Genomic DNA, 26,012 nt, shown 5'->3' with positions numbered 1-26,012 from the left:
AGTGATCGCCCTTTCCCTCGCCGAGATCGCCGAAATCGTCGGCGGGCAGTCGTACGACATACCCGATCCGGCAGCAACCGTCAGCGGTCCCGTCGTCATCGACTCCCGAGAGGTGAAGCAAGGCAGCCTGTTCGTCGCCTTCGCCGGGGAGCGGGTCGACGGCCACGACTACGCGCAGCGCGCCGTCGAGGCGGGCGCGGTAGCCGTGCTGGCCGCCCGCCCCGTCGGTGTTCCGGCGATCGTCGTCGACGACGTCGTGGCCGCCCTCGGCGCGCTCGCCCGTGCCGTCGTCGGCCGTCTCGGCACCACCGTCGTCGCCCTCACCGGCTCCGCGGGCAAGACCTCCACCAAGGACCTCATCGCCCAACTCCTCGAACGCAAGGGCCCCACGGTCTACCCGGCGGGCAACCTCAACAACGAGATCGGGCTGCCGCTCACGGCCCTGCGCGCCACCGAGGACACCCAGCACCTCGTCCTCGAAATGGGCGCACGCTACGTCGGCGACATCTGTTACCTCACCGGCCTCGTCCCGCCCCGGATCGGCATGGTCCTCAACGTCGGCACCGCCCACATCGGCGAGTTCGGCGGCCGTGATCAAATCGCCAGGGCCAAGGGCGAGATGGTCGAGTCGCTGCCACAGGACGGCCTCGCGGTCCTCAACGCCGACGACCCGCTCGTGCGCGCCATGACCTCCCGTACGAAAGCCCGGGTGCTGCTCTTCGGCGAAGCCGCGGATGCGGACGTACGGGGAGAGAACGTCCGTCTCACCGACGACGGCCGTCCCGCTTTCAAGCTCCACACACCCACCGGGTGCAGCGACGTGACCATGCGCCTGTACGGTGAGCACCACGTGTCGAACGCGCTCGCCGCGGCCGCCGTCGCCCATGAGTTGGGCCTGTCCGCAGACGAGATCGCCGAAGGGCTCTCCGAGGCGGGCACCCTCTCCCGCTGGCGCATGGAGGTCACCGAGCGTCCGGACGGCGTGACGTTCGTCAATGACGCCTACAACGCGAACCCCGAATCCATGAAGGCAGCGCTGCGCGCGCTGGCCGCCATGGGGAAGGGCCGGCGTACGTGGGCGGTGCTCGGCCCCATGGCCGAGCTCGGCGACGCCTCGCTCGCCGAGCACGACGCGGTCGGACGGCTCGCTGTCCGGCTCAACGTCAGCAAGCTCGTCGCGGTCGGGGGCAGAGAGGCCTCCTGGCTGCAACTGGGCGCATACAACGAGGGTTCGTGGGGTGAGGAGTCGGTGCATGTGTCCGACGCACAGGCTGCCGTCGACCTGTTGCGCAGTGAACTGCGCCCGGGAGACGTCGTGCTGGTGAAGGCGTCCCGGTCGGTCGGCCTGGAGCAGGTCGCCATGGCACTGCTGGAGAACGCGTCCGAGGGCGAGGTCGCCGGCCGATGAGGCAGATCCTCTTCGCGGGGGCCATCGGGCTCTTCCTGACCCTGGTCGGAACTCCGCTGCTGATCAAGCTGCTGGCCCGCAAGGGGTACGGGCAGTTCATCCGGGACGACGGCCCGCGCACCCACGGGTCCAAGAAGGGAACGCCCACCATGGGCGGTATTGCCTTCATCCTGGCGACGATCATCGCGTACGTCCTGGCGAAGGTGATCACCGGCGAGGAGATGCGCTTCTCCGGTGTGCTGGTGCTCTTCCTGATGACCGGCATGGGGCTCGTCGGCTTCCTCGACGACTACATCAAGATCGTCAAGCAGCGCTCGCTGGGTCTGCGGGCCAAGGCGAAGATGGCGGGCCAGCTGATTGTCGGCATCGCCTTCGCGGTGCTCTCGCTCCAGTTCGCCGACGCCCGCGGCAACACCCCTGCCTCCACCAAGCTGTCGTTCGTCGCGGACTTCGGCTGGTCGATCGGCCCGGTGCTGTTCGTCGTCTGGGCGCTGTTCATGATCCTCGCCATGTCCAACGGCGTGAACCTGACGGACGGTCTGGACGGCCTGGCCACCGGCGCGTCGGTGATGGTCTTCGGCGCGTACACCTTCATCGGGCTGTGGCAGTTCCAGGAGTCCTGCGCCAACGCGACGACCCTGACCAACCCCAACGCCTGTTTCGAGGTACGAGATCCGCTCGACCTGGCGGTCGTCGCCTCCGCGCTGATGGGCGCCTGCTTCGGCTTCCTGTGGTGGAACACCTCGCCCGCCAAGATCTTCATGGGCGACACCGGCTCGCTCGCCCTCGGCGGCGCCCTCGCGGGTCTGGCCATCTGCTCCCGTACGGAGTTCCTGATGGCCGTCCTCGGCGGCCTCTTCGTGATGATCACCATGTCCGTGGTCATCCAGGTCGGCTCCTTCAAGATGACTGGTAAGCGGGTCTTCCGGATGGCGCCGCTCCAGCACCACTTCGAACTCAAGGGGTGGTCCGAAGTCCTTGTCGTGGTCCGCTTCTGGATCATCCAGGGCATGTGCGTGATCGTCGGACTCGGTCTCTTCTACGCGGGATGGGCAGCCGAGAAGTGAGCAACCAGGACTGGCAGGGCAAGCACGTCACCGTCGCGGGACTCGGAGTCTCCGGAATCCCGGCGGCCACGGTGCTGCACGGCCTCGGCGCCGTCGTCACGGTGGTCAACGACGGGGACGACGAACGTTCCCGTGCACAGGCCGCGGAGCTGGAGGCGCAGGGCATCACCGTGCGCCTCGGCGACGGGGCGACCCTGCCCGAGTCCACCGAGCTCATCGTCACCACCCCGGGCTGGCGGCCCGACAAGCCGCTCTTCACCGCAGCCGCCGAGGCGGGCGTCCCGGTCTGGGGCGACGTCGAACTCGCCTGGCGGCTGCGCGGCCACGGCGGCCGGAATCCGGCGCCCTGGCTCGCGGTCACCGGCACCAACGGCAAGACCACGACCGTACGGATGCTCGCCGCCATCCTGGAGGCGGCCGGGCTGCGCACCGCAGCGGTCGGCAACATCGGCGTCTCCCTCCTCGACGCCGTCCTCGGCGACGAGGAGTACGACGTACTCGCCGTCGAGCTGTCCAGCTACCAGTTGCACTGGGCGCCCTCGCTGCGCGCCCACTCCGCGGCCGTCCTCAACCTGGCCCCCGACCACCTTGACTGGCACGGCTCCATGGAGGCGTACGTCGCGGACAAGGGCCGGATCTACGAGGGCAACCGCGTCGCCTGCGTCTACAACGCGGCCGAGAAGGCGACCGAGGACCTGGTCCGCGCGGCCGACGTCGAGGAGGGGTGCCGCGCCATCGGCTTCACCCTGGGCACACCGGGCCCGTCCCAACTGGGCGTCGTCGACGGCATCCTCGTCGACCGCGCCTTCGTGACGAACCGGCAGCAGCAGGCCCAGGAGCTCGCCGAGGTCACCGACGTCAACCCGCCGGCCCCGCACAACATCGCCAACGCCCTGGCGGCCGCGGCCCTGGCCCGCGCCTTCGGTGTCGAGCCCGCGGCCGTACGGGACGGACTGCGGGCCTTTTGCCCCGACCCGCACCGCATCGAGCATGTCGAGGACATCGCCCAGGTCGCGTACATCGACGACTCCAAGGCCACCAACACCCACGCCGCCGAGGCCTCCCTCGCGGCCTACGACCGGATCGTCTGGATCGCCGGCGGCCTCGCCAAGGGCGCCACGTTCGACGAGCTGGTGACCGGGGCCGCCGGGCGGCTGCGGGGTGTCGTGCTGATCGGCCGGGACCGGGCGCTGATCCGCGAAGCCCTCGCGCGACACGCCCCCGAAGTCCCGGTGGTCGACCTCGACCGGACCGACACTGGGGCGATGTCCGAGGCGGTCCGCGAGGCGGCACGGCTTGCCAGGCCGGGAGACACCGTACTGATGGCCCCGGCCTGCGCCTCGATGGACATGTTCGTCAATTACAACAAGCGGGGCGAGGCGTTCGCGGACGCGGTCCGCGCACTCGCCGCCGAGAGCGCCTGACGGGCCCGGCCTCCGCACCGTACCGTCCCGGACAACCGGGTGCGGGCGGCCGCGCCACGGGCCGCGGCCCTCGGCGGCGGCCCCGGGCACGAGCAGTGGAGGGGACAGCGACAATGCCGGCCGAAGAGAGCTCCGCCGCACCCCGTGGGGACCGCTCACGGGCCACCGCGGCGATCAGCCGGGCGCTCGCCCCGCCACTCCTCGCCGGCGCGGCCGCCCCGGCGCCGCTCGGCCCCGCCCTGCGGGTCCGGTCCGTCACCGGCTCCCGGCGCCCCTCGGCGCCCCGCTCCAAAGGGCGTTCCACCGGCACCCCGCGTGCCCCGCGCGGCGGCGGCGCGCGGCGGATGTACGAGCAGGCACGCCGGGCCTGGGACCGCCCTCTGACCGCGTACTACCTGATCCTGGGCGCCGGCCTGCTGATCACCGTGCTCGGCCTGGTGATGGTCTACTCCGCCTCGATGATCAAGGCCCTGGAGCTGGACAAACCCGGCACCTACTTCTTCCGTAAGCAGTTCCTCGCCGCCGTCATCGGCGCCGGACTGATGGCGCTCGCCGCCCGGATGCCCGCCAGACTGCACCGGGCGTTCGCCTACCCGCTCCTCATGGGAGCCGTCTTCCTGATGGTGCTGGTCCAGGTGCCGGGGATAGGGATGTCGGTCAACGGCAACCGGAACTGGCTCTACCTGGGCGGGCCCTTCCAGCTCCAGCCCAGCGAGTTCGGCAAGCTCGCCCTGGTCCTGTGGGGCGCGGACCTGCTCGCCCGCAAGCAGGACAAACGGCTGCTGGCGCAGTGGAAGCACATGCTCGTCCCGCTCGTCCCGGTCGCCTTCATGCTCCTCGGGCTGATCATGCTCGGCGGTGACATGGGCACTGCGATCATTCTCACGGCGATCCTGTTCGGACTGCTCTGGCTGGCCGGGGCGCCGACCCGGCTCTTCGCCGGGGTGCTCGGCTTCGCCGGAGTGATCGCCTTCGTGCTGATCAAGACCAGTCCGAACCGGATGTCCAGGCTCGCCTGCATCGGCGCCAGCGAACCCGGCCCCGGGGATTCCTGCTGGCAGGCCGTGCACGGAATCTACGCTCTGGCGTCCGGTGGATGGTTTGGTTCCGGGCTGGGTGCGAGTGTGGAAAAATGGGGTCAACTACCTGAACCGCACACCGACTTCATCTTCGCCATCACCGGGGAGGAGCTGGGGTTGGCGGGGACGCTGTCGGTACTCGCCCTCTTCGCGGCTCTAGGCTATGCGGGTATCCGCGTGGCCGGACGCACGGAGGACCCCTTCGTGAGGTACGCCGCGGGAGGTGTGACCACCTGGATCACGGCGCAGGCCGTGATCAACATCGGTGCGGTGCTCGGCCTGCTGCCGATCGCCGGGGTCCCGCTCCCGCTGTTCTCCTACGGAGGATCGGCCCTGCTGCCGACCATGTTCGCTGTCGGGCTGCTGATCGCGTTCGCGCGAGAGGATCCGGCCGCGAAGGCGGCCCTGGCCATGCGGAGGCCCGGGGTGAGATGGAAGACGATGAGACGGCGCGTCAAGAAGCGTCCGTCCGGAGAGCGGTGAATTTCGGTGCATGTCGTACTCGCCGGTGGGGGGACCGCCGGCCACATCGAGCCCGCGCTTGCCCTCGCGGACGCCCTGCGCAGGCAGGACCCGACCGTGGGAATCACTGCCCTCGGCACGGAGCGCGGACTCGAGACCAGGCTCGTACCCGAGCGGGGGTACGAGCTCGCCCTGATCCCGGCGGTGCCGCTGCCGCGCAAGCCCACCCCGGAACTGATCACCGTCCCGGGACGGCTGCGCGGCACCATCAAGGCCGCCGAGCAGATCCTGGAGCGCACCAAGGCGGACTGCGTCGTCGGCTTCGGCGGTTACGTCGCCCTGCCCGGCTACCTCGCCGCCAAGCGGGCCGGTGTGCCGATCGTCGTTCATGAGGCCAACGCCCGGCCGGGCCTGGCCAACAAGATCGGTTCCCGGTACGCCCACGGGGTCGCCGTCTCCACCCCCGACAGCAAGCTGCGTGGTGCCCGCTACATCGGCATCCCGCTGCGCCGGACCATCGCCACCCTGGACCGGGCCCGGGTCCGCCCCGAGGCGCGTGCGGCCTTCGGCCTCGACCCCAACCTGCCGACGCTGCTGGTCTCCGGCGGCTCGCAGGGCGCCCGCCACCTCAACGAGGTGGTCCAGCGGGTCGCCCCGCTGCTGCAGCGCTCCGGAATCCAGATCCTGCACGTGGTCGGCCCGAAGAACGAATTGCCGCGCATCGACAACATGCCCGGTATGCCGCCCTACATCCCGGTACCGTACGTGGACCGGATGGACCTCGCGTACGCGGCGGCCGACATGATGCTCTGCCGTGCGGGCGCGATGACCGTTGCCGAACTCTCCGCAGTCGGGCTCCCCGCCGCCTACGTACCGCTGCCCATCGGCAACGGCGAGCAGCGGCTCAACGCCCAGCCGGTGGTCAACGCCGGCGGCGGTCTGCTGGTGGACGACGCGGCGCTCACCCCCGAGTGGGTGCAGGGCAACGTCCTGCCGGTGCTCGCGGATCCGCACCGGCTGTACGAGATGTCCCGCGCCGCCGCCGAGTTCGGCCGCAGGGACGCCGACGACCTGCTCGTCGGCATGGTGTACGAGGCGATCGCCGCACGCCGAGGCGCGTGAGGCGGACGGGTCCGGGGGCGGTGCCCCCGGACCCGGCATAAGGAGCGAGCGTGGCCGGACCGACGACCGCCCAGCGCGGTGCAACGCAGCAGGAGGACTTCCCGGCCCGCCCGCCGCGCCTGCGCCCGGAAGGGCGCAGGCGGCCCAGCCGCAGACATCTGATCGTCATCGGCGTGCTGGTGCTCCTGCTCGGCTCCGGCGCCGTGTGGGCGCTCTACGGCTCCTCCTGGCTCCGGGCCGAACAGGTCAGGGTCACCGGCCTCGACGTGCTGACACCGGCCGAGGTGGAGGCCGCCGCGGCCGTACCGATCGGCGCCCCGCTGATCTCCGTGGACACCGATGCCATCGCCGACCGGTTGCGCCGGAAGCTGCCCCGTATCGACTCGGTGGATGTCGTACGGTCATGGCCGCACGGAATCGGGCTCAAGGTGACCGAACGGCAGCCGGTCCTGTTGATGAAAAAGGGCACAAAATTTACTGAAGTGGACGCGAAAGGAGTGCGTTTCGCAACGGTGGACAAATCGCCCGGGCATGTACCTCTGCTTGAATTGATGCCCGATCAGTCGGCGAGTCTGCGCCGCTTCGGCAGTGCCCGGCTGGTGCGGGAAGCGGTCCGGGTCGCGGGCGGACTTCCGGCGGGCGTCGCCAAGGACACCGAGGTCGTACGGGTCACCTCGTACGACTCGATCTCCCTGGAACTCACCCGTGGTCGCACGGTGATCTGGGGCAGTGGCGAGGACGGGCAGGTGAAGGCAAGAGTCCTCACCGCTCTCATGAAAGCCGCTCCCAAAGCGGGACACTTCGACGTGAGTGCACCCACCGCCCCTGCAGTGTCGGGTAGTTGACGCACATTTGGCCTGGCCAGCACCCTGGTTGGTCAGCGCTACGGGTGATCACATAGGGTGAAAAGAAAAACGGGAGGTTCGGCGTGTTCGTTGAACGTGCGCCACTTGTCGACTTAGTGTCCTGTTCGGAAGAGTCCATGAAGCAGACACACTGGTAACCCTAATCTTCAACGTTAGGGTTTGGGTCGGCGTTTCGGACCGCCCCAATCGGCATCCGTCGTCGCGGCGGGACCCCCGCACAGCGACGACACGTAACTCGAGGCGAGAGGCCTTCGACGTGGCAGCACCGCAGAACTACCTCGCAGTCATCAAGGTCATCGGTGTCGGCGGCGGTGGTGTCAATGCCATCAACCGAATGATCGAGGTCGGTCTCAAGGGCGTCGAGTTCATCGCGATCAACACGGATGCGCAAGCCCTGTTGATGAGCGACGCCGACGTCAAGCTCGACGTCGGCCGCGAACTCACCCGCGGCCTCGGCGCCGGGGCCAACCCGGCCGTCGGTCGTAAGGCGGCAGAGGACCACCGTGAGGAGATCGAGGAGGTCCTCAAGGGGGCCGACATGGTCTTCGTCACCGCCGGAGAGGGCGGCGGCACCGGCACCGGCGGCGCACCCGTCGTCGCCAACATCGCGCGCTCGCTCGGCGCCCTCACGATCGGCGTGGTCACCCGCCCGTTCACCTTCGAGGGCCGGCGACGCGCGAACCAGGCAGAGGACGGCATCGCCGAGCTCCGCGAAGAGGTCGACACCCTCATCGTCATTCCCAACGACCGACTGCTGTCCATCTCGGACCGTCAGGTCAGCGTGCTCGACGCGTTCAAGTCGGCCGACCAGGTGCTGCTTTCGGGTGTCCAGGGCATCACCGACCTCATCACGACCCCCGGCCTGATCAACCTCGACTTCGCCGACGTCAAGTCGGTCATGTCCGAGGCCGGATCGGCGCTCATGGGCATCGGCTCGGCCCGCGGCGACGACCGCGCCGTGGCCGCCGCGGAGATGGCGATCTCCTCGCCGCTCCTGGAGGCGTCCATCGACGGCGCCCGCGGTGTCCTGCTCTCCATCTCCGGCGGCAGCGACCTCGGTCTCTTCGAGATCAACGAGGCCGCCCAGCTGGTGAGCGAGGCGGCGCACCCCGAGGCGAACATCATCTTCGGTGCGGTCATCGACGACGCACTGGGCGACGAGGTCCGCGTCACCGTGATCGCGGCGGGCTTCGACGGCGGACAGCCGCCGGCCCGGCGCGAGAACGTCCTGGGCGCGAACTCCACCAAGCGCGAGGAGTCGGCACCGCCGGTCCGGGCCGCCGAGCCGGTGCGCCAGAGCGGCGGACTGGGCTCCGTGATCCCGCGCGAGGAGCCCCCGGTCCAGGCCGAGCCCGTACCGGCGGTCGGCGAGAGCCACCTGCCGCCGGTCGCTCCGCCGCACATCCCGCCGGCCCGTCCCTACCAGGACTCCCAGGCCGAAGAGCTGGATGTTCCGGACTTCTTGAAGTGATAGATCGGCATCACGCAGTTCCCGCAGTGTCCTCAGTAACCTCGGGGCGCAGCGGCGCGCACTTCGCCTTCACCGACAGGTGGGGCGGGGTGAGCGCCGCTCCGTACGAGGAGCTCAACCTCGGCGGCGCGGTCGGAGACGACCCCGCCGCCGTTCTGGCCAATCGGGAGCGGGCCGCCCGGGCCCTCGGTCTCGACCCGGCGCAAGTCGTCTGGATGAACCAGGTGCACGGGCGGGACGTCGCGATCGTCGACGGCCCGTGGGGAGACGCTTCGGAAATCCCCGCGGTGGACGCGGTGGTCACCGCACGGCGCGGACTCCCGCTCGCCGTGCTCACCGCCGACTGCACCCCCGTACTCCTCGCCGACCCGGTCGCCGGGGTCGCGGCGGCCGCGCACGCGGGCCGTCCCGGTCTCGTCGCCGGAGTCGTTCCGGCCACGGTCGAGGCCATGGTCGGACTGGGCGCCGAACCCTCCCGGATCGTCGCCCGCACCGGACCGGCGGTCTGCGGACGGTGCTACGAGGTCCCGTCCCGGATGCGCGCCGAGGTCGCCGAGAGTGTCCCGGCCTCCTGGTCCGAGACCAGCTGGGGCACCCCGGCCGTGGATGTCACCGCGGGGGTCCACGCGCAACTCGAAGCCCTCGGGGTCGAGGACCGGCACGCATCGCCGGTCTGCACTCTCGAATCGGGCGACCACTTCTCGTACCGCCGCGACCGCATCACCGGGCGGCTCGCCGGATATGTCTGGTTGGACTGATAGGGCATGACGGACCGTAAGACTCAACTCGCCGAAAATCTGGCACGGGTGGAAGAACGCATTGCTTCCGCCTGTATCGCCGCCGGTCGCAAGCGGGAAGAAGTGACCCTCATCGTGGTCACCAAGACCTACCCCGCGAGCGATGTGCGGATTCTGCATGAACTCGGTGTGCGGCATGTCGCAGAGAATCGTGACCAGGATGCGGCACCCAAAGCAGCCGAATGTGTGGATCTGTCGCTCACCTGGCACTTTGTCGGTCAATTGCAGACCAATAAGGTTCGTTCTGTGGCGAGTTACGCCAATGTCGTACAGTCGGTGGATCGGACCAAATTGGTCACGGCTCTCTCGGCGGCGGCCGTGCGCGAAGGGCGTGAACTCGGCTGTCTCATCCAGGTCGCGCTCGACGCGGAGAGCGGTGAGCGGGGCGACCGGGGCGGCGTCGCGCCGGACGGGATCGAGGAGTTGGCCGCGGCGATCGAAGTCGCGCCCGGGCTGAGACTCGGCGGTCTGATGACCGTCGCGCCGCTCGCCGGGCCGTACGCGGGACGGCAACGCGCCGCCTTCGACCGGCTGATGGAATTCTCATCCCGCCTGCGCGGGAACCATCCGGCTGCGAACATGGTCTCCGCAGGGATGAGTGCGGACCTCGAGGACGCGGTTGCGGCCGGAGCGACACATGTGCGCGTCGGTACTGCGGTACTCGGAGTCCGACCGAGGCTCGGGTAACGTCGCCAAGCAGGTCGGACCACAGCAGAAAATATGGTCATTCCCGCCCATGGCGGGCAGGCCTCAGTGGATCGTGGGGCACTTGGTGACAGATGCCGATCCACCACAGAGCGGAGGACTCAGAGCATGGCCGGCGCGATGCGCAAGATGGCGGTCTACCTCGGCCTCGTGGAGGACGATGGGTACGACGGTCCGGGGTTCGACCCCGACGACGAATTCGAACCCGAGCCGGAGCCCGAGCGTGACCGGCGGCGGCACCAGCCCGCGCATCAGGTGGAGCGGGACCGGGAACGGGACGAACCGGTACGAGTGGTGCAGCCTCCCGCGCAGCGGGAACCGGTTCAGATCCCGGCGGAAAGGGAGCGACCCGCCCGAATCGCCCCCGTGGCATCCATCACACCTGAACGCCCGAACATGGAGAAGAACGCGCCGGTGATCATGCCCAAGGTTGTGTCCGAGCGGGAGCCCTACCGCATCACCACGCTGCACCCCAGGACCTACAACGAGGCCCGTACCATCGGGGAACACTTCCGTGAGGGCACTCCGGTGATCATGAATCTCACGGAGATGGACGATACGGACGCGAAGCGACTTGTCGACTTTGCCGCAGGACTCGTCTTCGGCCTCCATGGCAGCATTGAGCGCGTGACGCAGAAGGTGTTCCTGTTGTCGCCTGCTAACGTCGATGTCACGGCGGAGGACAAGGCCCGCATCGCTGAGGGCGGATTCTTCAACCAGAGCTGAGAACACGACACCGGGAACAACCCGGCCGTAAGGCCGGAGCTATGAGAGTCAGGGGAGAGGGAAGCGCGAAATGGGCGTCGTACTGCAAGTTGTCTATATCGCGTTGATGTGCTTCCTCATCGTGCTGATCTTCCGGCTGGTCATGGACTACGTCTTCCAGTTCGCACGTTCATGGCAGCCCGGCAAGCCGATGGTGGTCATACTTGAGGCCACCTACACTGTCACGGATCCACCGCTCAAGCTTCTGCGGCGGTTCATCCCGCCGCTGCGTCTCGGGGGCGTGGCACTCGACCTGTCCTTCTTCGTTCTGATGATCATCGTCTACATCCTGATCAGCATCGTGATCAGGCTGTGAGCGATACGGTCTTGCCGACTGCCGACGACTACGTAGAGGTGAAGAAGAGATGCCGCTGACCCCCGAGGACGTGCGGAACAAGCAGTTCACGACCGTCCGTCTCCGAGAAGGCTATGACGAGGACGAGGTCGATGCCTTCCTCGACGAGGTCGAGTCCGAGCTGACCCGCCTGCTCCGTGAGAACGAGGACCTGCGCGCCAAGCTGGCCGCCGCCACGCGTGCCGCCGCGCAGAACCAGCAGCAGCAGATGCGCAAGCCGGAGCCGCAGGACCGGCCCGGGGCGCCTGTGCCCGCCGCCATATCGGGTCCGCCGGTCCAGCAGCAGCCCCCGCAGATGGGTCCGCCCCAGCTGCCCGGTGGTGCTCCGCAGCTGCCCGCCGGTCCCAGCGGTCATGGTCCCGGTCCCCAGGGCCAGCACGGTCCCGGTCCGCAGGGCCCGCACGGCCCCGGTCCGATGCAGGGCGGTCCCATGGGCGGCCCGATGGGCGGCCCCATGGGCGGTCACGCCCCGCAGCAGCAGATGCAGCAGATGCAACAGCCGCCGCAGATGCAGCAGCCGCCGCAGATGCAGCAGCCCGGTCAGGGCCCCGGGGGCGACAGCGCCGCCCGTGTCCTCTCGCTCGCGCAGCAGACCGCCGACCAGGCGATCGCGGAGGCCCGTTCCGAGGCCAACAAGATCGTCGGCGAGGCGCGCAGCCGTGCCGAGGGCCTGGAGCGCGACGCGCGTGCCAAGGCGGACGCGCTGGAGCGGGACGCGCAGGAGAAGCACCGCGTGGCGATGGGCTCGCTGGAGTCGGCCCGCGCGACGCTGGAGCGCAAGGTCGAGGACCTGCGCGGCTTCGAGCGCGAGTACCGGACCAGGCTGAAGTCCTACCTGGAGAGCCAGCTGCGTCAGCTGGAGACCCAGGCCGACGACTCGCTGGCCCCGCCGCGGACCCCGGCGACCGCTTCCCTGCCGCCGTCGCCCTCGCTGGCTCCGGCCGGTGCGGGTGCCATGAGCCACACCATGGGTGGCGGCAACCACGGCGGTCACGGCAACCAGCCGATGGGCGGCAACCCGTCCATGGGCGGTGGCCCCTCGTACGGTGGTCAGCAGCAGATGTCGCCGGCGATGACCCAGCCGATGGCACCGGTGCGGCCGCAGGCGCCGCAGCCGATGCAGCAGGCTCCTTCGCCGATGCGCGGGTTCCTGATCGACGAGGACGACAACTGAGCCGGGTGCGCGCGGTGAGCGCGTAGCCGTCGGCAGGCTGAGGGCCGGGCCCCGGGGTTTCCCCGGGGCCCGGCCCTTTTGCTGTGCGCGGTGGGCGTGTGCCGTGGGCGGGGGTGCGGGGCCGCTGCGCGGGGCTGTTCCCCTACCCGCTCCTTCCCGAACCTGGGACTCTGCCCCAGCCCCCGCTCCTCAATCGCCGGAGGGGCGGAAGAGCGAAGCCGTGAGGCTGGAGAGCAGGGCCGGACAGCTGAAGAGTGGAGCCCGGGAGGCTGGAGATGAGAGGGGCCCGGCCGGACTGTTGTCCGGCCGGGCCCCTCTCCTGCTGCGGGCTAGCGCTCCGTCTTGCGGAGGCGGAACGTCAGGGCCAGGCCCTCGTCCTCGAACGGGGCGCCGTACGCCGTGTCCGCCTCGCCCTGTGCGTAGTCCAGGGCCAGGACCTCGTCCGCGATCAGGGTCGCGTGCTCGGTCAGGGCCTCCACCGTGGCGGGGGAGGCCGACGTCCAGCGGACGGCGATGCGGTCCGCGACGTCCAGGCCGCTGTTCTTGCGGGCCTCCTGGATGAGGCGGATCGCGTCACGGGCGAGGCCCGCGCGGCGCAGCTCCGGGGTGATCTCCAGGTCCAGGGCGACCGTCGCGCCCGAGTCGGACGCCACCGACCAGCCCTCGCGCGGCGTCTCGGTGATGATCACCTCGTCGGGGGAGAGAGCGACCGTCTCGCCGTCCACCTCGACCGACGCCGTGCCCTCGCGCAGAGCCAGCGACAGGGCCGCCGCGTCGGCGTTCGCGACCGCCTTGGCCACCGCCTGGACGCCCTTGCCGAACCGCTTGCCGAGCGCGCGGAAGTTCGCCTTCGCGGTCGTGTCGACCAGCGAGCCGCCGACCTCGGAGAGCGAGGCCAGCGAGGAGACGTTCAGCTCCTCCGTGATCTGGGCGTGCAGCTCGGGGGAGAGGGACTCGAAGCCCGCCGCCGCGACCAGGGCCCGGGACAGCGGCTGACGGGTCTTGACGCCCGACTCGGCACGCGTGGCCCGGCCCAGCTCGACCAGGCGGCGCACCAGCGCCATCTGGGTGGAGAGCGCCGGGTCGATCGCCGCGAGGTCCGCCTTCGGCCAGGCGGAGAGGTGGACCGACTCGGGGGCGTCCGGAGCGACCGGAACCACCAGGTCCTGCCAGACCCGCTCGGTGATGAACGGGGTGAGCGGGGCCATCAGCCGGGTCACCGTCTCGACGACCTCGTGCAGCGTGCGCAGCGCCGCCTTGTCGCCCTGCCAGAAGCGGCGGCGCGAGCGGCGTACGTACCAGTTGGACAGGTCGTCGACGAACGACGACAACAGCTTGCCGGCGCGCTGGGTGTCGTACCCCTCCAGAGCCTGCGTGACCTGGTCCACCAGGGCGTTCAGCTCGCTCAGCAGCCAGCGGTCCAGGACCGTGCGGTCCGCCGGGGCCGGGTCGGCCGCGGACGGCGCCCAGCCGGACGTACGGGCGTACAGGGCCTGGAAGGCGACCGTGTTCCAGTACGTCAGGAGGGTCTTGCGGACGACCTCCTGGATCGTGGTGTGGCCGACGCGGCGCGCCGCCCACGGGGAGCCGCCCGCCGCCATGAACCAGCGCACCGCGTCCGCGCCGTGCTGGTCCATGAGGGGGATCGGCTGCAGGATGTTCCCGAGGTGCTTGGACATCTTGCGGCCGTCCTCGGCGAGGATGTGGCCCAGGCAGACCACGTTCTCGTACGACGACTTGTCGAAGACCAGGGTGCCGACCGCCATCAGCGTGTAGAACCAGCCGCGGGTCTGGTCGATGGCCTCGGAGATGAACTGCGCCGGGTAGCGGCTCTCGAAGAGTTCCTTGTTCTTGTACGGGTAGCCCCACTGCGCGAACGGCATCGAGCCCGAGTCGTACCAGGCGTCGATGACCTCCGGGACGCGGTACGCCTCCAGCTGGCAGTTCTCGTGCGAGCACGTGAACGTGATCTCGTCGATGAACGGGCGGTGCGGGTCGAGACCGGAGAGGTCGGTGCCGGTGAGCTCGCTCAGCTCGGCGCGCGAGCCGACGCAGGTGAGGTGGCTGTCCTCGCAGCGCCAGATCGGCAGCGGGGTGCCCCAGTAGCGGTTGCGGGACAGCGCCCAGTCGACGTTGTTGTTCAGCCAGTCACCGAAGCGGCCGTGCTTGACCGAGTCCGGGAACCAGTTCGTCTTCTCGTTCTCTTCGAGGAGCCGGCCCTTGATGGCGGTCGTACGGATGTACCAGGACGGCTGCGCGTAGTAGAGCAGCGCGGTGTGGCAGCGCCAGCAGTGCGGGTAGCTGTGCTCGTACGGGACGTGCCGGAAGAGCTTGCCTCGGGCGGCCAGGTCCTCGGTGAGCGCCTCGTCGGCCTTCTTGAAGAAGACGCCGCCGACCAGCGGCAGGTCCTCCTCGAAGGTGCCGTCGGGGCGGACCGGGTTCACGACCGGGAGGCCGTACGCCTTGCAGACGACGAGGTCGTCGGCGCCGAAGGCGGGGGACTGGTGGACCAGACCCGTACCGTCCTCGGTCGTCACGTACTCGGCGTTGACGACGTAGTGCGCCTCGGCCGGGCTGTGTCCATCGCTTCCCTCGCCGGCGCTCGGGAAGTCCACCAGGGTGAACGGCCGCTCGTACGTCCAGCGCTCCATCTCGCGGCCGGTGAAGGTCCGACCGGTGGTCTCCCAGCCCTCGCCCAGCGCCTTCTCGACGAGCGGCTGCGCGACGACGAGCTTCTCCTCGCCGTTCGTCGCGACGACATAGGTGACGTCGGGGTGTGCGGCGACAGCGGTGTTGGAGACCAGCGTCCAGGGCGTGGTCGTCCAGACGAGGAGCGAGGCGTCACCGGCCAGCGGGCCGGAGGTGAGGGGGAAGCGTACGAAGACCGACGGGTCGACGACGGTCTCGTACCCCTGCGCCAGCTCGTGGTCTGAGAGGCCGGTGCCGCAGCGGGGGCACCAGGGGGCGACGCGGTGGTCCTGGACCAGCAGGCCCTTGTTGAAGATCTCCTTCAGCGACCACCACACCGACTCGACGTACTCGGGGTCCATCGTGCGGTACGCGTCGTCGAGGTCGACCCAGTAGCCCATCCGGGTCGTCAGCTCGGTGAACGCGTCGGTGTGCCGGGTCACGGACTCGCGGCACTTGGCGTTGAACTCGGCGATGCCGTACGCCTCGATGTCCTTCTTGCCGTTGAAGCCCAGCTCCTTCTCGACCGCGAGCTCGACCGGCAGTCCGTGGCAGTCCCAGCCGGCCTTGCGGCCGACGTGGTAGCCCTGCATGGTGCGGAAGCGGGGGAAGACGTCCTTGAAGACGCGGGCCTCGATGTGGTGGGCGCCGGGCATGCCGTTGGCGGTGGGCGGGCCCTCGTAGAAGACCCACTCGGGGCGGCCCTCGGACTGTTCGAGGCTCTTGGCGAAGACCTTGCTCTCGCGCCAGAAATCGAGCACGGCGTGCTCCAGCGCGGGCAGGTCGACCTGGGCGGGTACCTGGCGGTACTGCGGCGATGTCATGGGCGGACTTCCTCCGGCGGACGTTTTCCACTTCCGTCGGAGGGACGAGAGCCTCATCGACTCCCGCGGTACCACCCTCCTTGGCCCCGGGCGTGCGCCCGTGGCCCCCTCATTGGGGTCGCGATGCCGGTTCTACTGGCCTTGCGGCGTTCTTCCGACAGCTCCGGGTGATCTTCACGACGCGCTCGCCCCCGGGCTCCCACCGTCCCCGGGTCGCTCCTGGCTGCGTACGACGCTACTCGTCCCATCCACGCCTCTCGCTCAGGCCAGTGTACGGGCCCGTACGGGCGACGGCCGACCGGTTTAACCCGTGGGGCGGGGCGTGACCCGATTGGGCAGACGTGTACGTACGGACTCCGGGCGGGCGGCCGGGAGGCGGATTACCCGGCGGGGAGCTGGGCACAACGGATTCAGGCGCGTCGGTATCCGGACACGGGGAGGGGCGATCCGGCGGCGTGCCCCGTTGCCGCGGCGCTGTGGTCGATTTATCGTCCCAGCACGATTCGCGTGCAAGATCACAATATGTGAAGGGGCCGCGGCCATGGTGGTGAAGAAGACCGCCGAGAAGAAGTCGGCGTCAGCGGGATCCACGGGTGCGGCGGCCGGGAAGAAGGCGGCCGTGAAGGAAACGGTCGTGAAGGAAACGGTCGTGAAGAAGGCGGCGAAGAAGGCCGCTGTGAAGAAGGCCGCCGTGAAGAAGGTGGCTGAGAAGAAGGTGCCGGCCAGGAAGGCCCCGGCCGGCAAGGACGCGGAGAAGAAGGCCGCGGCGAAGAAGAAAGCGGGGCCTGCCGCACACGCGGGCGCCGGGCACGCGGAGCCGGCCAGGAAGACGGCTGCGAAGAAGACCGCGGCCAAGAAGGCCGCCGCAGCGGCCATGGTGGCGGCCGAGGCCGCCGAGCAGACGGGAGCCCACACGGTGGTAGCCAAGAAGAGCGCGGCCCGGACCCGCACGGCCGGCAAGGGCGCGGCGCCCGTGCCCCCGGCCCGTGGAGTCGCCACGACAGCCCCCGGCGAGCTGGCGGTCCGGCCGGGCGAGGATCCCTGGACGCCGCAGGAGGTCGAGGAGGCCCGCGCCCTGCTGAGCAGCGAGATCATGCGGCTGCGCAGTGAGCTGGAGGCCGCGAGTGCCGCACTCGCGGGGCTGATGCGCGACTCCGGCGACGGGGCGGGTGACGACGAGGCGGACACCGGCACCAAGAACATCACCCGCGAGCACGAGATGTCGCTCGCCGCCAACGCCCAGGAGATGCTCGACCAGACCGAGCGGGCGCTGGCCCGCCTCGACGCCGGGACGTACGGACTGTGCGAGGTCTGCGGCAATCCGATCGGCAAGGCGAGGATGCAGGCGTTCCCCCGAGCGACGCTCTGCGTCGAGGACAAACAGAAGCAGGAGCGCCGCGGATGATCCGGGGCCGTGTGTCGTACCCTCGTCCTCAGTCAGGAACCTAGGTTGAGGGATTCACGTGGCAGAGGCGGAGCGCATCATCGGTACGCCGGACATCCCCGATGCTGAGGGGACCGAAGGGGACGAGGCCGAGGCCCGGGGCGAGGAGACGGCCCCGAGCAGGGGCAAGCGGAAGGTCATGGTGCTCTTCTGCGTGGCCGTCTTCGCCTATCTGCTCGACCTGATCAGCAAGATGATCGTGGTCGCGAAGTTGGAGCACCACCCGCCGGTCGAGATCATCGGCGACTGGCTGAAGCTCGATGCCATCCGCAACGCGGGCGCCGCGTTCGGAATCGGCGAAGCCTTCACGGTCATCTTCACCTTCATCGCGGCGACGGTCATCGTGGTGATCGCCCGTCTCGCCCGCAAGCTCTACAGCCTGCCGTGGGCCATTGCGCTCGGCCTGCTGCTCGGCGGTGCGCTCGGCAACCTCACCGACCGCATCTTCCGCGCTCCCGGCACCTTCCAGGGCGCGGTGGTGGACTTCATCGCGCCCGCGCACTTCGCCGTCTTCAACCTCGCCGACTCCGCGATCGTCTGCGGCGGCATCCTGATCGTGATCCTTTCCTTCAAGGGCCTGGACCCCGACGGCACCGTGCACAAGGACTAGTGGGGGCAAGGCATACTCGACAGGTGAGTACGTATCCCGAGGTCCGCACCCTGCCCGTACCCGACGGTCTGGAAGGCGAGCGTGTCGACGCCGCCATTTCCCGGATGTTCGGTTTCTCCCGCACCAAGGCCGCCGACCTGGCCGCTGCCGGAAAGGTGCAGGTGGACGGTGCGGTGGTCGGGAAGTCCGAGCGGGTACGCGGCGGTGCCTGGCTGGAAGTCGAGATGCCGCAGGCGGCCGCTCCGGTGCAGATCGTCGCCGAGCCCGTCGAGGGCATGGAGATCGTGCACGACGACGACGACATCGTCGTGATCGTGAAGCCGGTCGGGGTCGCGGCCCACCCGAGCCCCGGCTGGACCGGCACGACCGTCATCGGCGGTCTCGCCGCGGCCGGGTACCGGATCTCGACGTCCGGCGCCGCCGAGCGCCAGGGCATCGTCCACCGCCTCGACGTCGGCACCTCCGGCCTGATGGTCGTCGCCAAGTCCGAGCGGGCCTACACCCTGCTGAAGGCACAGTTCCGCGACCGGGTCGTCGAGAAGAAGTACCACGCGCTGGTGCAGGGCCACCCGGACCCGATGAGCGGAACCATCGACGCCCCCATCGGGCGCCACCCCCAGCACGATTACAAGTGGGCCGTCACGGCCGAGGGCAAGCCCTCCGTGACGCACTACGACCTCATCGAGGCCTACCGTTCCGCCAGCCTCCTGGACATCAAGCTGGAGACGGGCCGCACGCACCAGATCCGGGTGCACATGTCCGCGCACCGGCACCCCTGCGTCGGCGACCTCACCTACGGCGCCGACCCGACGATCGCCAAGCGCCTCGGCCTGACGCGGCAGTGGCTGCACGCCGTCCGGCTCGGCTTCGAGCACCCGTCCGACGGCAGCTGGGTGGAGTTCGCCAGCGTGTACCCGGACGATCTCCAGCACGCCCTGGACACGATCGCGGCGGAGAGTGAATGACCGGCACGCCCGCTCCGTACATCACCCGTACCGTCGTCGACGAGCAGGACCGCGCCGCCTGTTTCCAGGTCCGCAAGGACGTCTTCGTCGGTGAGCAGAACGTGCCCGAGGAGATCGAGTACGACGCCCACGACGCGGACGCGGTGCATGTGATCGCCGTCGCGGCGGACGGCTCGGCGCTCGGCACCGGGCGGCTGCTGCACGGCCCCGCCGCCGCCGACCGGACCGGCGGTGATCCCACCGTCGGCTCGCTCGGCCGGCTGGCGGTGATCAAGCGGGCGCGCGGTCTCGGCGTCGGCGTGGCGCTGGTCCGGGCCATCGAGGACGCGGCCCGGGACCTCGGCCTGGCGGCCGTCGACCTGCACGCCCAGACCCATGCGCTCGGCTTCTACGAGCGGCTCGGGTATGCGGCGTACGGACCCGAGTTCCCGGACGCGGGGATTTCGCACCGGGCGATGCGGCGCGTCCTGTAGCCGACGGCCCGTACCCGTGGAGCCGGGCGGACCGGTTCAGTCCGGCAGGCCCCAGCGCGTCCACGTCCCGTTCGGTCAGGGAAGGGAGCTGACCGCATAAACATCGGAGGGATGGTCGGTCAAGGGGGCGGTATAGAGGCGGTGTTGTCTGGATTGTGGGCCTTGCGTGGCAGGCTTGAAGTTCAGATCAGCCGACCAAAGAGGTCGGCTCACCGTGTTCCGGAAGTCCGCAAGCTCCGGGTCAAGGCGGGCACGGACGCCGAGGATGCCCTGGAGAAGGACCTCGCGATCCGCGCCGCGAAGGCCGCGAAGCAGCGGCTCAAGGAGATCGAGGCGGTCGAGGAGTTCCCGGACGAGGTCGCGGAGCGACTGCAGCGGCTCGCGTACGACGTGGGGGCGACGATCAGTTCCGAGATGGTCGACGACGAGCGCCACGAGGCGTACGCGAAACGCGCCGAGCGCTTCAAGGCGATCAGCCGCGTCCAGTGCGAAATGCTGTCGGCCGCCCGCCACGCGGTGCTCTCCGCCCGCAATGAGGCGGGTACGGACCCGGAGGTCGTCGACCGGGTGCTGCGACAGCTGGACGTACGCAGCCTGCGGTGAGGCGGCGGCCCGCGCCCGGTCAGCCGCGTCCGGTGCGGGGGGACCTGTCCCAGTCCGCCGGCCGCCCGTCCGCCGGTTTTCCATCCGGCGGGCCGAGCGGGTTCGGCCACTCGCCGCCCGGCAAAGGCGCCGCGGGAGCCGTCGTGATCCGTGGCAGTGCGTACGGGTGGTGATCGTGCAGCCAGCCGATGAGCTGTTCCCGCACGGCACAGCGCACCGTCCAGATGTCGTCCGCGTCCTTCGCCGTGACCACCGCGCGGACCTGGATCGTCGACGCAGTGGTGTCCGTGACCGCCAGGGACCAGTCGCGCCCGTCCCAGGCGGCGCACTCGCCCAGGATGTCCCGCAGTTGCTCGCGCATCGCGGCGACGGGGGCCGAGTGGTCGAGGTGGAAGAAGACCGAGCCGGTCATCTGCGCGCCGCCGCGCGACCAGTTCTCGAACGGTTTGCTGGTGAAGTACGAGACGGGCATGGTGATCCGCCGCTCGTCCCAGGTCCGGACCGCGAGGAAGGTCAGGGTGATCTCCTCGATCGTGCCCCACTCGCCGTCCACCACCACCGTGTCGCCGATCCGCACCATGTCGCCGAACGCGATCTGCAGCCCCGCGAAGAGATTGCCGAGCGTCGACTGGGCCGCGATGCCCGCGACGATGCCCAGGACGCCGGCCGAGGCCAGCATCGAGGCGCCGAACGTCCGCATCGCGGGGAACGTCAGCAGCATCGCGCCGACGGCGACCGTCGCCACGATCGCGGTGACCACCCGCTGGATCAGCGTCACCTGCGTACGGACCCGCCGCACCCGCGCCGGATCGCGGGTGTTCGCCGCGTACCGGGCGTAGACGGAGTCGACGACGGCCGTCGCGATCCGCACCACCAGCCAGGCCGACGCCCCGATCAGCACCAGCGTCAGGAACTGGCCGATCCCCACCCGGTGGTCCTTGACCACATCGAGCCGGGTCCGGGTGTACGTGCCCCGCAGCAGCGCCGTGCACAGAGTCAGCTGGAGCGGGATCCGGCAGCGCCGCAGCAGACCCCACAACGGTGTCTCGTGGTGCCGGCCGTCGGTCCGTCTGAGCAGCAGATCGACCAGCCAGCCGACCAGCAGCGTGATCACGACCGAGCCGCCGACGACGACCAGCGGACGCAGCACCCTCTCCATCCCGTCGTTCTCCATGCTTCCGACCGTAACTGGCACCATGGGCCTCATGAACATCATGCTTTTCCACTCGACGTACGGTCTGCGCCCGGCGGTGCACGCGGCCGCCGCACGGCTGCGCGACGCAGGGCACGAGGTGCAGGTGCCCGATCTCTTCGAGGGACACACCTTCGAAACCATCGAGGAGGGCCTTGCCTTCAAGGAGGAGGTGGGCAAGGACGAACTCCTCAGGCGGGCCGTGCTGGCCGCCGCGCCCTACTCGGACCGGGGTCTGGTGTACGCCGGATTCTCCTTCGGTGCCGCCACCGCGCAGACCCTGGCGCTCGGCGACGAGAAGGCGCGCGGTCTGCTGATGTTCCACGGCACCTCGGACATCGCCGAGAACGCCTCGGTGGACGAACTGCCCGTACAGCTGCACGTCGCGGACCCGGACCCGTTCGAGATGCACGACTGGCTGAACTCCTGGTATCTGCAGATGCAGCGGACCGGGGCCGATGTCGAGATCTACCGCTACCCCGGCGCGGGCCATCTGTTCACCGATGCCGAACTGCCGGACCACGACGCGGCATCGGCCGCGCTGGCGTGGAAGGTCGCGCTCGGCTTCCTCGCCACGCTGTGACCGCGACCGCGCGAAGGGCCCCGCGCCGAGCGAGGCCCTTCGGACGGTACGGGGCGGATCAGCCGCGGTAGGCGGTCCAGCTGTCGCTCATCCGCTGCACCTGGCCCGGGGTGAACTGGGTCATGCAGGAGTCGTACGTGTAGTCCATGAAGTTGTGGATCGGGTCGACCCCCGTCTTGCTGGTGCAGCTGTCACGCCCGGTCGGGCAGGCGTACGCGGGGCTGGCCTCGGCCGGAGTGTCGGCCACGTAGTCGCCGTTGCCGTTGCAGCCGCCCTGGAAGGTGTGGTAAAGCCCCATCCAGTGGCCGACCTCGTGGGTGGCGGTGTCGCCCTGGTTGTAGTTGGTCGCGGAGCCGCCGGGCAGCGAGGCGTCGAGCATGACGACGCCGTCGTCGGAGGGGTTGGACTTGTAGGAGCTGGGGAAGGTGGCCCAGCCCAGCAGGCCGCCGCCGAGGTTGGCGGTGTAGATGTTGAGCGCGTTCGCGCCGCCCTTGCGCAGCGTCGACTTCATGGCCTTCTCGGCGGAGGAGCCCGGCGAGACGCCGTTGTACCAGGAGCTGTTGTCCGTGTAGTCCGTGCCGGCCAGCGAGAACTGGAAGCCGGAGTTGGTGTTGCCGCTGCCCTGGCCGCTGTAGGCGGCGTTCAGGACGCTCATCTGGCTGCTGATGGCGGACGCGCTGAGCTTGCCGGTCGTTCCGGAGTGCACCACGTGGAAGTAGACCGGGATGGTCGCTCCGGCGGCGAGCGTGGAGCCGCTGAGCCGGCGGTCCGCGAGTCTCTCCTTGAGCTGGGTGTCCATGGCCTTGGCCTGGGCCGCGGTGAGTTCGTTGGGGTCCGCGGCGTGCTTGGGGCCCGAGGGGCGGGCCTCGCGCGCGGTGGCGGAGGTGCTCGTCTCGCCCGCGCACTTCTCGGCGGATACGGCTGAGGCGGCGGATGCCGAGGAGGTGGACGACTTCGCGGCGGCGGAGCCGGCGGACGCGGAGAGCGGTGCCAGGGCCAGGGTTCCGGCCAGAACGGCGGTGCCGATCGCACGGTTACGTATACGCGGCGATATACGGGCAAGAGTGCGCACAGGGACTCCTCGCGGACTTGTGGGGGAGGGATTTCCTCACCCGCCGCCGGGAGATTACGTGCGCATGTCAGATGTTGAGGAGAGTCGATCAAGCCCAATCGATCGTGGGGCAAACCGGGGAAACGTGAAGAAATAATTCTTCACGTTCCAGAGTTTGAGACGCCCGCGTAACGTGCCGCGTTACCCCGGCGGGTGGTGTGTCCCCATTGGGGCCGGGGGACACGCCACCCGCCGTAGCGATGTAATGTGCCGTCAACACGGGCCGGAGTGGCCGAAAACAGCCCCTCAGCGCACCGGGCGGTCCACCCGCTCGACCTTCTGCGTCCCGCTGAGTGTCCGGTACGAGCGCGTCCACGCGGAGGTCGCGTCCCGCTCCGCCTTGTCGGAGACGGCGTAGTAGTCCATCTGCGATCGCTCGGCGGTCACATCGAGGACGCCGTAGCCGTGCGAGTCCATGTCGACCCACTTCACATGGCGGTTGGCGGCTTTCACCGCCGCGCTCGCGACCAGCGAGACGGTCTGCGGTGCGACATGCAGGATGTCGTCGAGATTGTCGGAGGTCACCGACGTCACCACGAACTCGGTGGCGGCCGACGCCGAGAGCGGATACGTCGCCGCCTTCACCGGTACGTCATTGGCCCACGCCATGTGGATGTCGCCGGTCAGGAAGACCGTGTTGGTGATCGACCGGTCCCGCAGATGGGCGATCAGCTCCTTGCGGTCGTCCGTGTAGCCGTCCCACTGGTCGACATTGACGGCCAGCCCCTCCGTGGGCAGCCCCAGCAGCCCGGCCAGCGGCTCCAGCAGATGCGCGGGTACCGAACCGAACGCGACCGGCGAGATCATCACCGACGTACCGACCAGCTTCCACGTGGCGTCCGAGCCGGCCAGCCCCGACTTCAGCCAGTCCAGCTGCGCCCGGCCGGTGATCGTGCGGTCCGGGTCGTCGACCGCGCCGTTGCCGATCGTCGACTGCCGGGAGCGGAAGGTGCGCAGATCGAGGAGGTGGAGATCGGCCAGGCTGCCGAAGCGAAGCCGCCGGTAGACCGTGCCCTCGGTGGAGGCGCGGACCGGCATCCACTCGAAGTACGCCTGCTTGGCCCCCGCGACCCGTTCGGCCCAGGAGCCCTCCGTCTCCGGTGTGTGGTTCTCGGCCCCGCCCGACCAGGCGTCGTTGGCGAACTCGTGGTCGTCCCAGATCGCGATCACCGGGTGGGTGGCGTGCAGGGTCTGGAGGTCGGTGTCCGTCTTGTAGTTGCCGTGCCGGGTGCGGTAGTCGGCGAGGGTGAGGATCTCGTGGATCGGCTCGTGGGGCCGTACGACGTACTTCGCGGCCGGGTAATCGCCCGACGCGTACTCGTAGATGTAGTCGCCGAGATGCAGCACCGCGTCGAGATCGGCGCGGGCGGCGAGGTGCCGGTACGGGGAGAAGAACCCGGCCTCCCAGTTGGCGCACGAGACCACCCCGAAGCGCACACCGGGCGTGGCCGCGCCGGCCGCCGGCGCGGTACGAGTGCGGCCCGTCGGCGAGAAGACCCCCGTACCCTCGCCCGCCGAGAAGCGGAACCAGTACCCGGTCGCCGGGCTCAGCCCCCGTACGTCGGCCTTCACGGTGTGGTCGGAGGCGGCCCGCGCGACGGTGGTGCCGCGCGCGACGACCCGGGCGAACTCCTTGTCCTCGGCGACCTCCCAGCGCACCGCCGTATCGGCGCCCCGGCCGGAACCGGGCACGGCGTCGGGGGCCGGGGTGACCCGGGTCCACAGGAGTATGCCGTCGGGGAGAGGGTCGCCGGAGGCGATGCCGTGCAGGAAGGCGGGCCCGTCCGCGGCGCCCAGCACGGGGGCCGCGACGGCGGTGGCGGCAGCGGCCTTGACGACCGTGCGGCGGCTGGGGGCGGACAGCGGCGAGGAAAGGTGTCGACTGGTCATGGCGGAACCCTACTGACCGGTAAGCCCAACGGGCAGGCGAACCAAGGAAGTTCGCCTGCCCGTCGGAGATCCGCTGTCGGGGGTTCGCCGCCCGGCCGGGGCCGGGAAGGCGGTCAGCCCTTCAGTGCGGCGTCGATCGCGGTGTTGAAGTCGTCCACCGTCATCGGAGCGTTCTCGCTCCTCCCGTCGGTGAGCGCCTTGCCGTCCATCTTCAGCGTCGGAGTGCCCTGCACGCCGCTCTTCTCGAACGCCGCGGACATCTTCATCGCCCAGCTGTCGTACGTGCCGTCCTCGACGTCCTTCTGGAACGCCTTGTTGCCCTTCAGGGCGTCGACCGTGTCGGCGATCTTGATCAGGTACGCGTCGTCCTTGAACTTGTCGTCGGTCTCCTCCGGGTGGTACTTCGCGGAGTAGAGCGCGGACTTGTAGTCGAGGAAGGCTTCCGGGCTGACATTGAGCGCGGCACCCACCGCGCTCAGCGCGTTCTTCGAGCCTTCTCCGCCGGTCATGCCGTCGATGAACGTGGCACCGACGTACTTGATCTTGTACTTTCCGGCGTCGACGTCCTTGTGCACCGTCTCGCCGATGGACTGCTCAAACGTTCCGCAGATCGGGCAGCGCAAGTCCTCGTACAGCTCCAGGGTCTTCTTGGCGGTCGGCTTGCCGATGACGACGGTCGTGCCGTCCTTGCCCGAGGTGTTCCTGGGCGCCGTGACGTTCTTCGCGTCCTTGGCCGCCTCCCACTGGGACGGCTTGTTCATCTGCATGACACCCCAGCCGACGGCGCCCGCGATCGCCAGCACGCCGACGACCGAGACGCCGACGAGGATCTGCCTGCGGGTCTTGTCCTTCTTGGCCTGGCGCTCGCGCTCGGCGCGCAGACGCTCGCGGGCCGCCGACTTGTTGGCCTGGCTGTTGCGCTTGCTCATGTTCG

22 protein-coding genes and 1 pseudogene are annotated in these 26,012 nt (G+C 69.6%); 18 read left to right on the top strand and 5 right to left on the bottom strand.

The window, feature by feature from the left end; all coding sequences use genetic code 11:
- Position 1: 1 nt before the first annotated feature.
- From murF to OH735_RS09265, 12 genes are all read left to right on the top strand, one after another.
- The gene (gene murF, locus OH735_RS09320; protein WP_406380912.1) at positions 2-1,408 is read left to right on the top strand and encodes a UDP-N-acetylmuramoyl-tripeptide--D-alanyl-D-alanine ligase; all 1,407 of its coding nucleotides are present in this window, start codon (positions 2-4) and stop codon (positions 1,406-1,408) included.
- Positions 1,405-2,475 (top strand): phospho-N-acetylmuramoyl-pentapeptide-transferase, encoded by a 1,071-nt coding sequence (mraY, locus tag OH735_RS09315; protein ID WP_266745659.1) that lies wholly within the window; start codon positions 1,405-1,407, stop codon positions 2,473-2,475. The genes murF and mraY overlap by 4 nt, the downstream gene beginning before the upstream one ends.
- Positions 2,472-3,899: a UDP-N-acetylmuramoyl-L-alanine--D-glutamate ligase gene (gene murD, locus OH735_RS09310; RefSeq protein WP_406386491.1), complete on the top strand. Its 1,428-nt coding sequence runs from the start codon at positions 2,472-2,474 to the stop codon at positions 3,897-3,899. The genes mraY and murD overlap by 4 nt, the downstream gene beginning before the upstream one ends.
- Before the next feature lie 113 nt (positions 3,900-4,012).
- On the top strand, positions 4,013-5,461 hold the full coding sequence (gene ftsW / locus OH735_RS09305; RefSeq protein WP_406380911.1) for a putative lipid II flippase FtsW: 1,449 nt from the start codon (positions 4,013-4,015) through the stop codon (positions 5,459-5,461).
- Between the two features lie 6 nt (positions 5,462-5,467).
- Positions 5,468-6,562 carry an undecaprenyldiphospho-muramoylpentapeptide beta-N-acetylglucosaminyltransferase gene (gene murG, locus OH735_RS09300; RefSeq protein WP_406380910.1) on the top strand — a complete coding sequence of 365 codons (1,095 nt, stop codon included), beginning with the start codon at positions 5,468-5,470 and terminating at the stop codon, positions 6,560-6,562.
- A 50-nt stretch (positions 6,563-6,612) separates the two neighbouring features.
- Complete coding sequence (locus OH735_RS09295; RefSeq protein ID WP_406380909.1) at positions 6,613-7,407, top strand: cell division protein FtsQ/DivIB; 795 nt, start codon at positions 6,613-6,615, stop codon at positions 7,405-7,407.
- Positions 7,408-7,684: 277 nt separating this feature from the next.
- Entirely contained in the window at positions 7,685-8,899 is a 1,215-nt protein-coding gene (gene ftsZ, locus OH735_RS09290; RefSeq protein ID WP_406380908.1) for a cell division protein FtsZ, read from the top strand.
- A complete protein-coding gene (gene pgeF, locus OH735_RS09285) occupies positions 8,896-9,657 on the top strand; it encodes a peptidoglycan editing factor PgeF (RefSeq protein ID WP_406380907.1) in 762 nt (253 codons plus the stop codon). Before ftsZ ends, pgeF begins: the two co-directional genes overlap by 4 nt.
- A gap of 6 nt (positions 9,658-9,663) precedes the next feature.
- Positions 9,664-10,383, top strand: a complete 720-nt coding sequence (locus OH735_RS09280) for a YggS family pyridoxal phosphate-dependent enzyme (RefSeq protein ID WP_406380906.1) — start codon at positions 9,664-9,666, stop codon at positions 10,381-10,383.
- 126 nt (positions 10,384-10,509) lie between these two features.
- On the top strand, positions 10,510-11,127 hold the full coding sequence (locus OH735_RS09275; RefSeq protein ID WP_114244064.1) for a cell division protein SepF: 618 nt from the start codon (positions 10,510-10,512) through the stop codon (positions 11,125-11,127).
- A gap of 70 nt (positions 11,128-11,197) precedes the next feature.
- On the top strand, positions 11,198-11,482 hold the full coding sequence (locus OH735_RS09270; protein ID WP_384456290.1) for a YggT family protein: 285 nt from the start codon (positions 11,198-11,200) through the stop codon (positions 11,480-11,482).
- 49 nt (positions 11,483-11,531) lie between these two features.
- A complete protein-coding gene (locus OH735_RS09265; RefSeq protein WP_406380905.1) occupies positions 11,532-12,695 on the top strand; it encodes a DivIVA domain-containing protein in 1,164 nt (387 codons plus the stop codon).
- 329 nt (positions 12,696-13,024) lie between these two features.
- On the opposite strand, the gene ileS is transcribed toward OH735_RS09265, so the two are convergent.
- Positions 13,025-16,207, bottom strand: coding sequence for an isoleucine--tRNA ligase (gene ileS / locus OH735_RS09260; RefSeq protein ID WP_406380904.1), 3,183 nt, complete (start codon positions 16,205-16,207; stop codon positions 13,025-13,027).
- A 541-nt stretch (positions 16,208-16,748) separates the two neighbouring features.
- Between ileS and OH735_RS09255 the strand changes: the two genes are divergently transcribed.
- The 5 genes and pseudogenes from OH735_RS09255 to OH735_RS09235 form a co-directional block, all read left to right on the top strand.
- Entirely contained in the window at positions 16,749-17,612 is an 864-nt protein-coding gene (locus OH735_RS09255; protein ID WP_406380903.1) for a TraR/DksA family transcriptional regulator, read from the top strand.
- Between the two features lie 58 nt (positions 17,613-17,670).
- Positions 17,671-18,261, top strand: coding sequence for a signal peptidase II (gene lspA / locus OH735_RS09250; RefSeq protein ID WP_406380902.1), 591 nt, complete (start codon positions 17,671-17,673; stop codon positions 18,259-18,261).
- Positions 18,262-18,284: 23 nt separating this feature from the next.
- A complete protein-coding gene (locus tag OH735_RS09245) occupies positions 18,285-19,226 on the top strand; it encodes an RluA family pseudouridine synthase (protein ID WP_406380901.1) in 942 nt (313 codons plus the stop codon).
- The gene (locus OH735_RS09240) at positions 19,223-19,699 is read left to right on the top strand and encodes a GNAT family N-acetyltransferase (RefSeq protein ID WP_406380900.1); all 477 of its coding nucleotides are present in this window, start codon (positions 19,223-19,225) and stop codon (positions 19,697-19,699) included. Before OH735_RS09245 ends, OH735_RS09240 begins: the two co-directional genes overlap by 4 nt.
- 225 nt (positions 19,700-19,924) lie before the next feature.
- A pseudogene (locus OH735_RS09235) lies at positions 19,925-20,302 on the top strand (Na+/H+ antiporter); the annotation flags it as partial.
- Between the two features lie 19 nt (positions 20,303-20,321).
- Here the strand turns inward: OH735_RS09235 and OH735_RS09230 are convergent.
- Positions 20,322-21,461, bottom strand: a complete 1,140-nt coding sequence (locus OH735_RS09230; RefSeq protein ID WP_406386489.1) for a mechanosensitive ion channel family protein — start codon at positions 21,459-21,461, stop codon at positions 20,322-20,324.
- 37 nt (positions 21,462-21,498) lie between these two features.
- Here OH735_RS09230 and OH735_RS09225 point away from each other — a divergent pair, with 37 nt between their 5' ends.
- Positions 21,499-22,077, top strand: a complete 579-nt coding sequence (locus tag OH735_RS09225; RefSeq protein ID WP_406386487.1) for a dienelactone hydrolase family protein — start codon at positions 21,499-21,501, stop codon at positions 22,075-22,077.
- A gap of 58 nt (positions 22,078-22,135) precedes the next feature.
- Here OH735_RS09225 and OH735_RS09220 read toward each other — a convergent pair whose 3' ends face one another.
- The 3 genes from OH735_RS09220 to OH735_RS09210 all read right to left on the bottom strand — a co-directional run bounded on the left by OH735_RS09220 (position 22,136) and on the right by OH735_RS09210 (position 26,007).
- Complete coding sequence (locus OH735_RS09220; protein ID WP_406380899.1) at positions 22,136-23,149, bottom strand: zinc metalloprotease; 1,014 nt, start codon at positions 23,147-23,149, stop codon at positions 22,136-22,138.
- 285 nt (positions 23,150-23,434) lie between these two features.
- Positions 23,435-25,078: an alkaline phosphatase D family protein gene (locus OH735_RS09215; protein ID WP_406380898.1), complete on the bottom strand. Its 1,644-nt coding sequence runs from the start codon at positions 25,076-25,078 to the stop codon at positions 23,435-23,437.
- A 113-nt stretch (positions 25,079-25,191) separates the two neighbouring features.
- Positions 25,192-26,007: a DsbA family protein gene (locus tag OH735_RS09210; protein ID WP_406380897.1), complete on the bottom strand. Its 816-nt coding sequence runs from the start codon at positions 26,005-26,007 to the stop codon at positions 25,192-25,194.
- Positions 26,008-26,012: the final 5 nt, after the last annotated feature.

It is taken from the genome of Streptomyces sp. NBC_01618 (assembly GCF_045209435.1).
GTDB lineage: Bacteria > Actinomycetota > Actinomycetes > Streptomycetales > Streptomycetaceae > Streptomyces.
The sequence above is the reverse complement of the archived record's forward strand: the minus strand, read 5'-3'. Positions and strand labels throughout refer to the sequence as shown.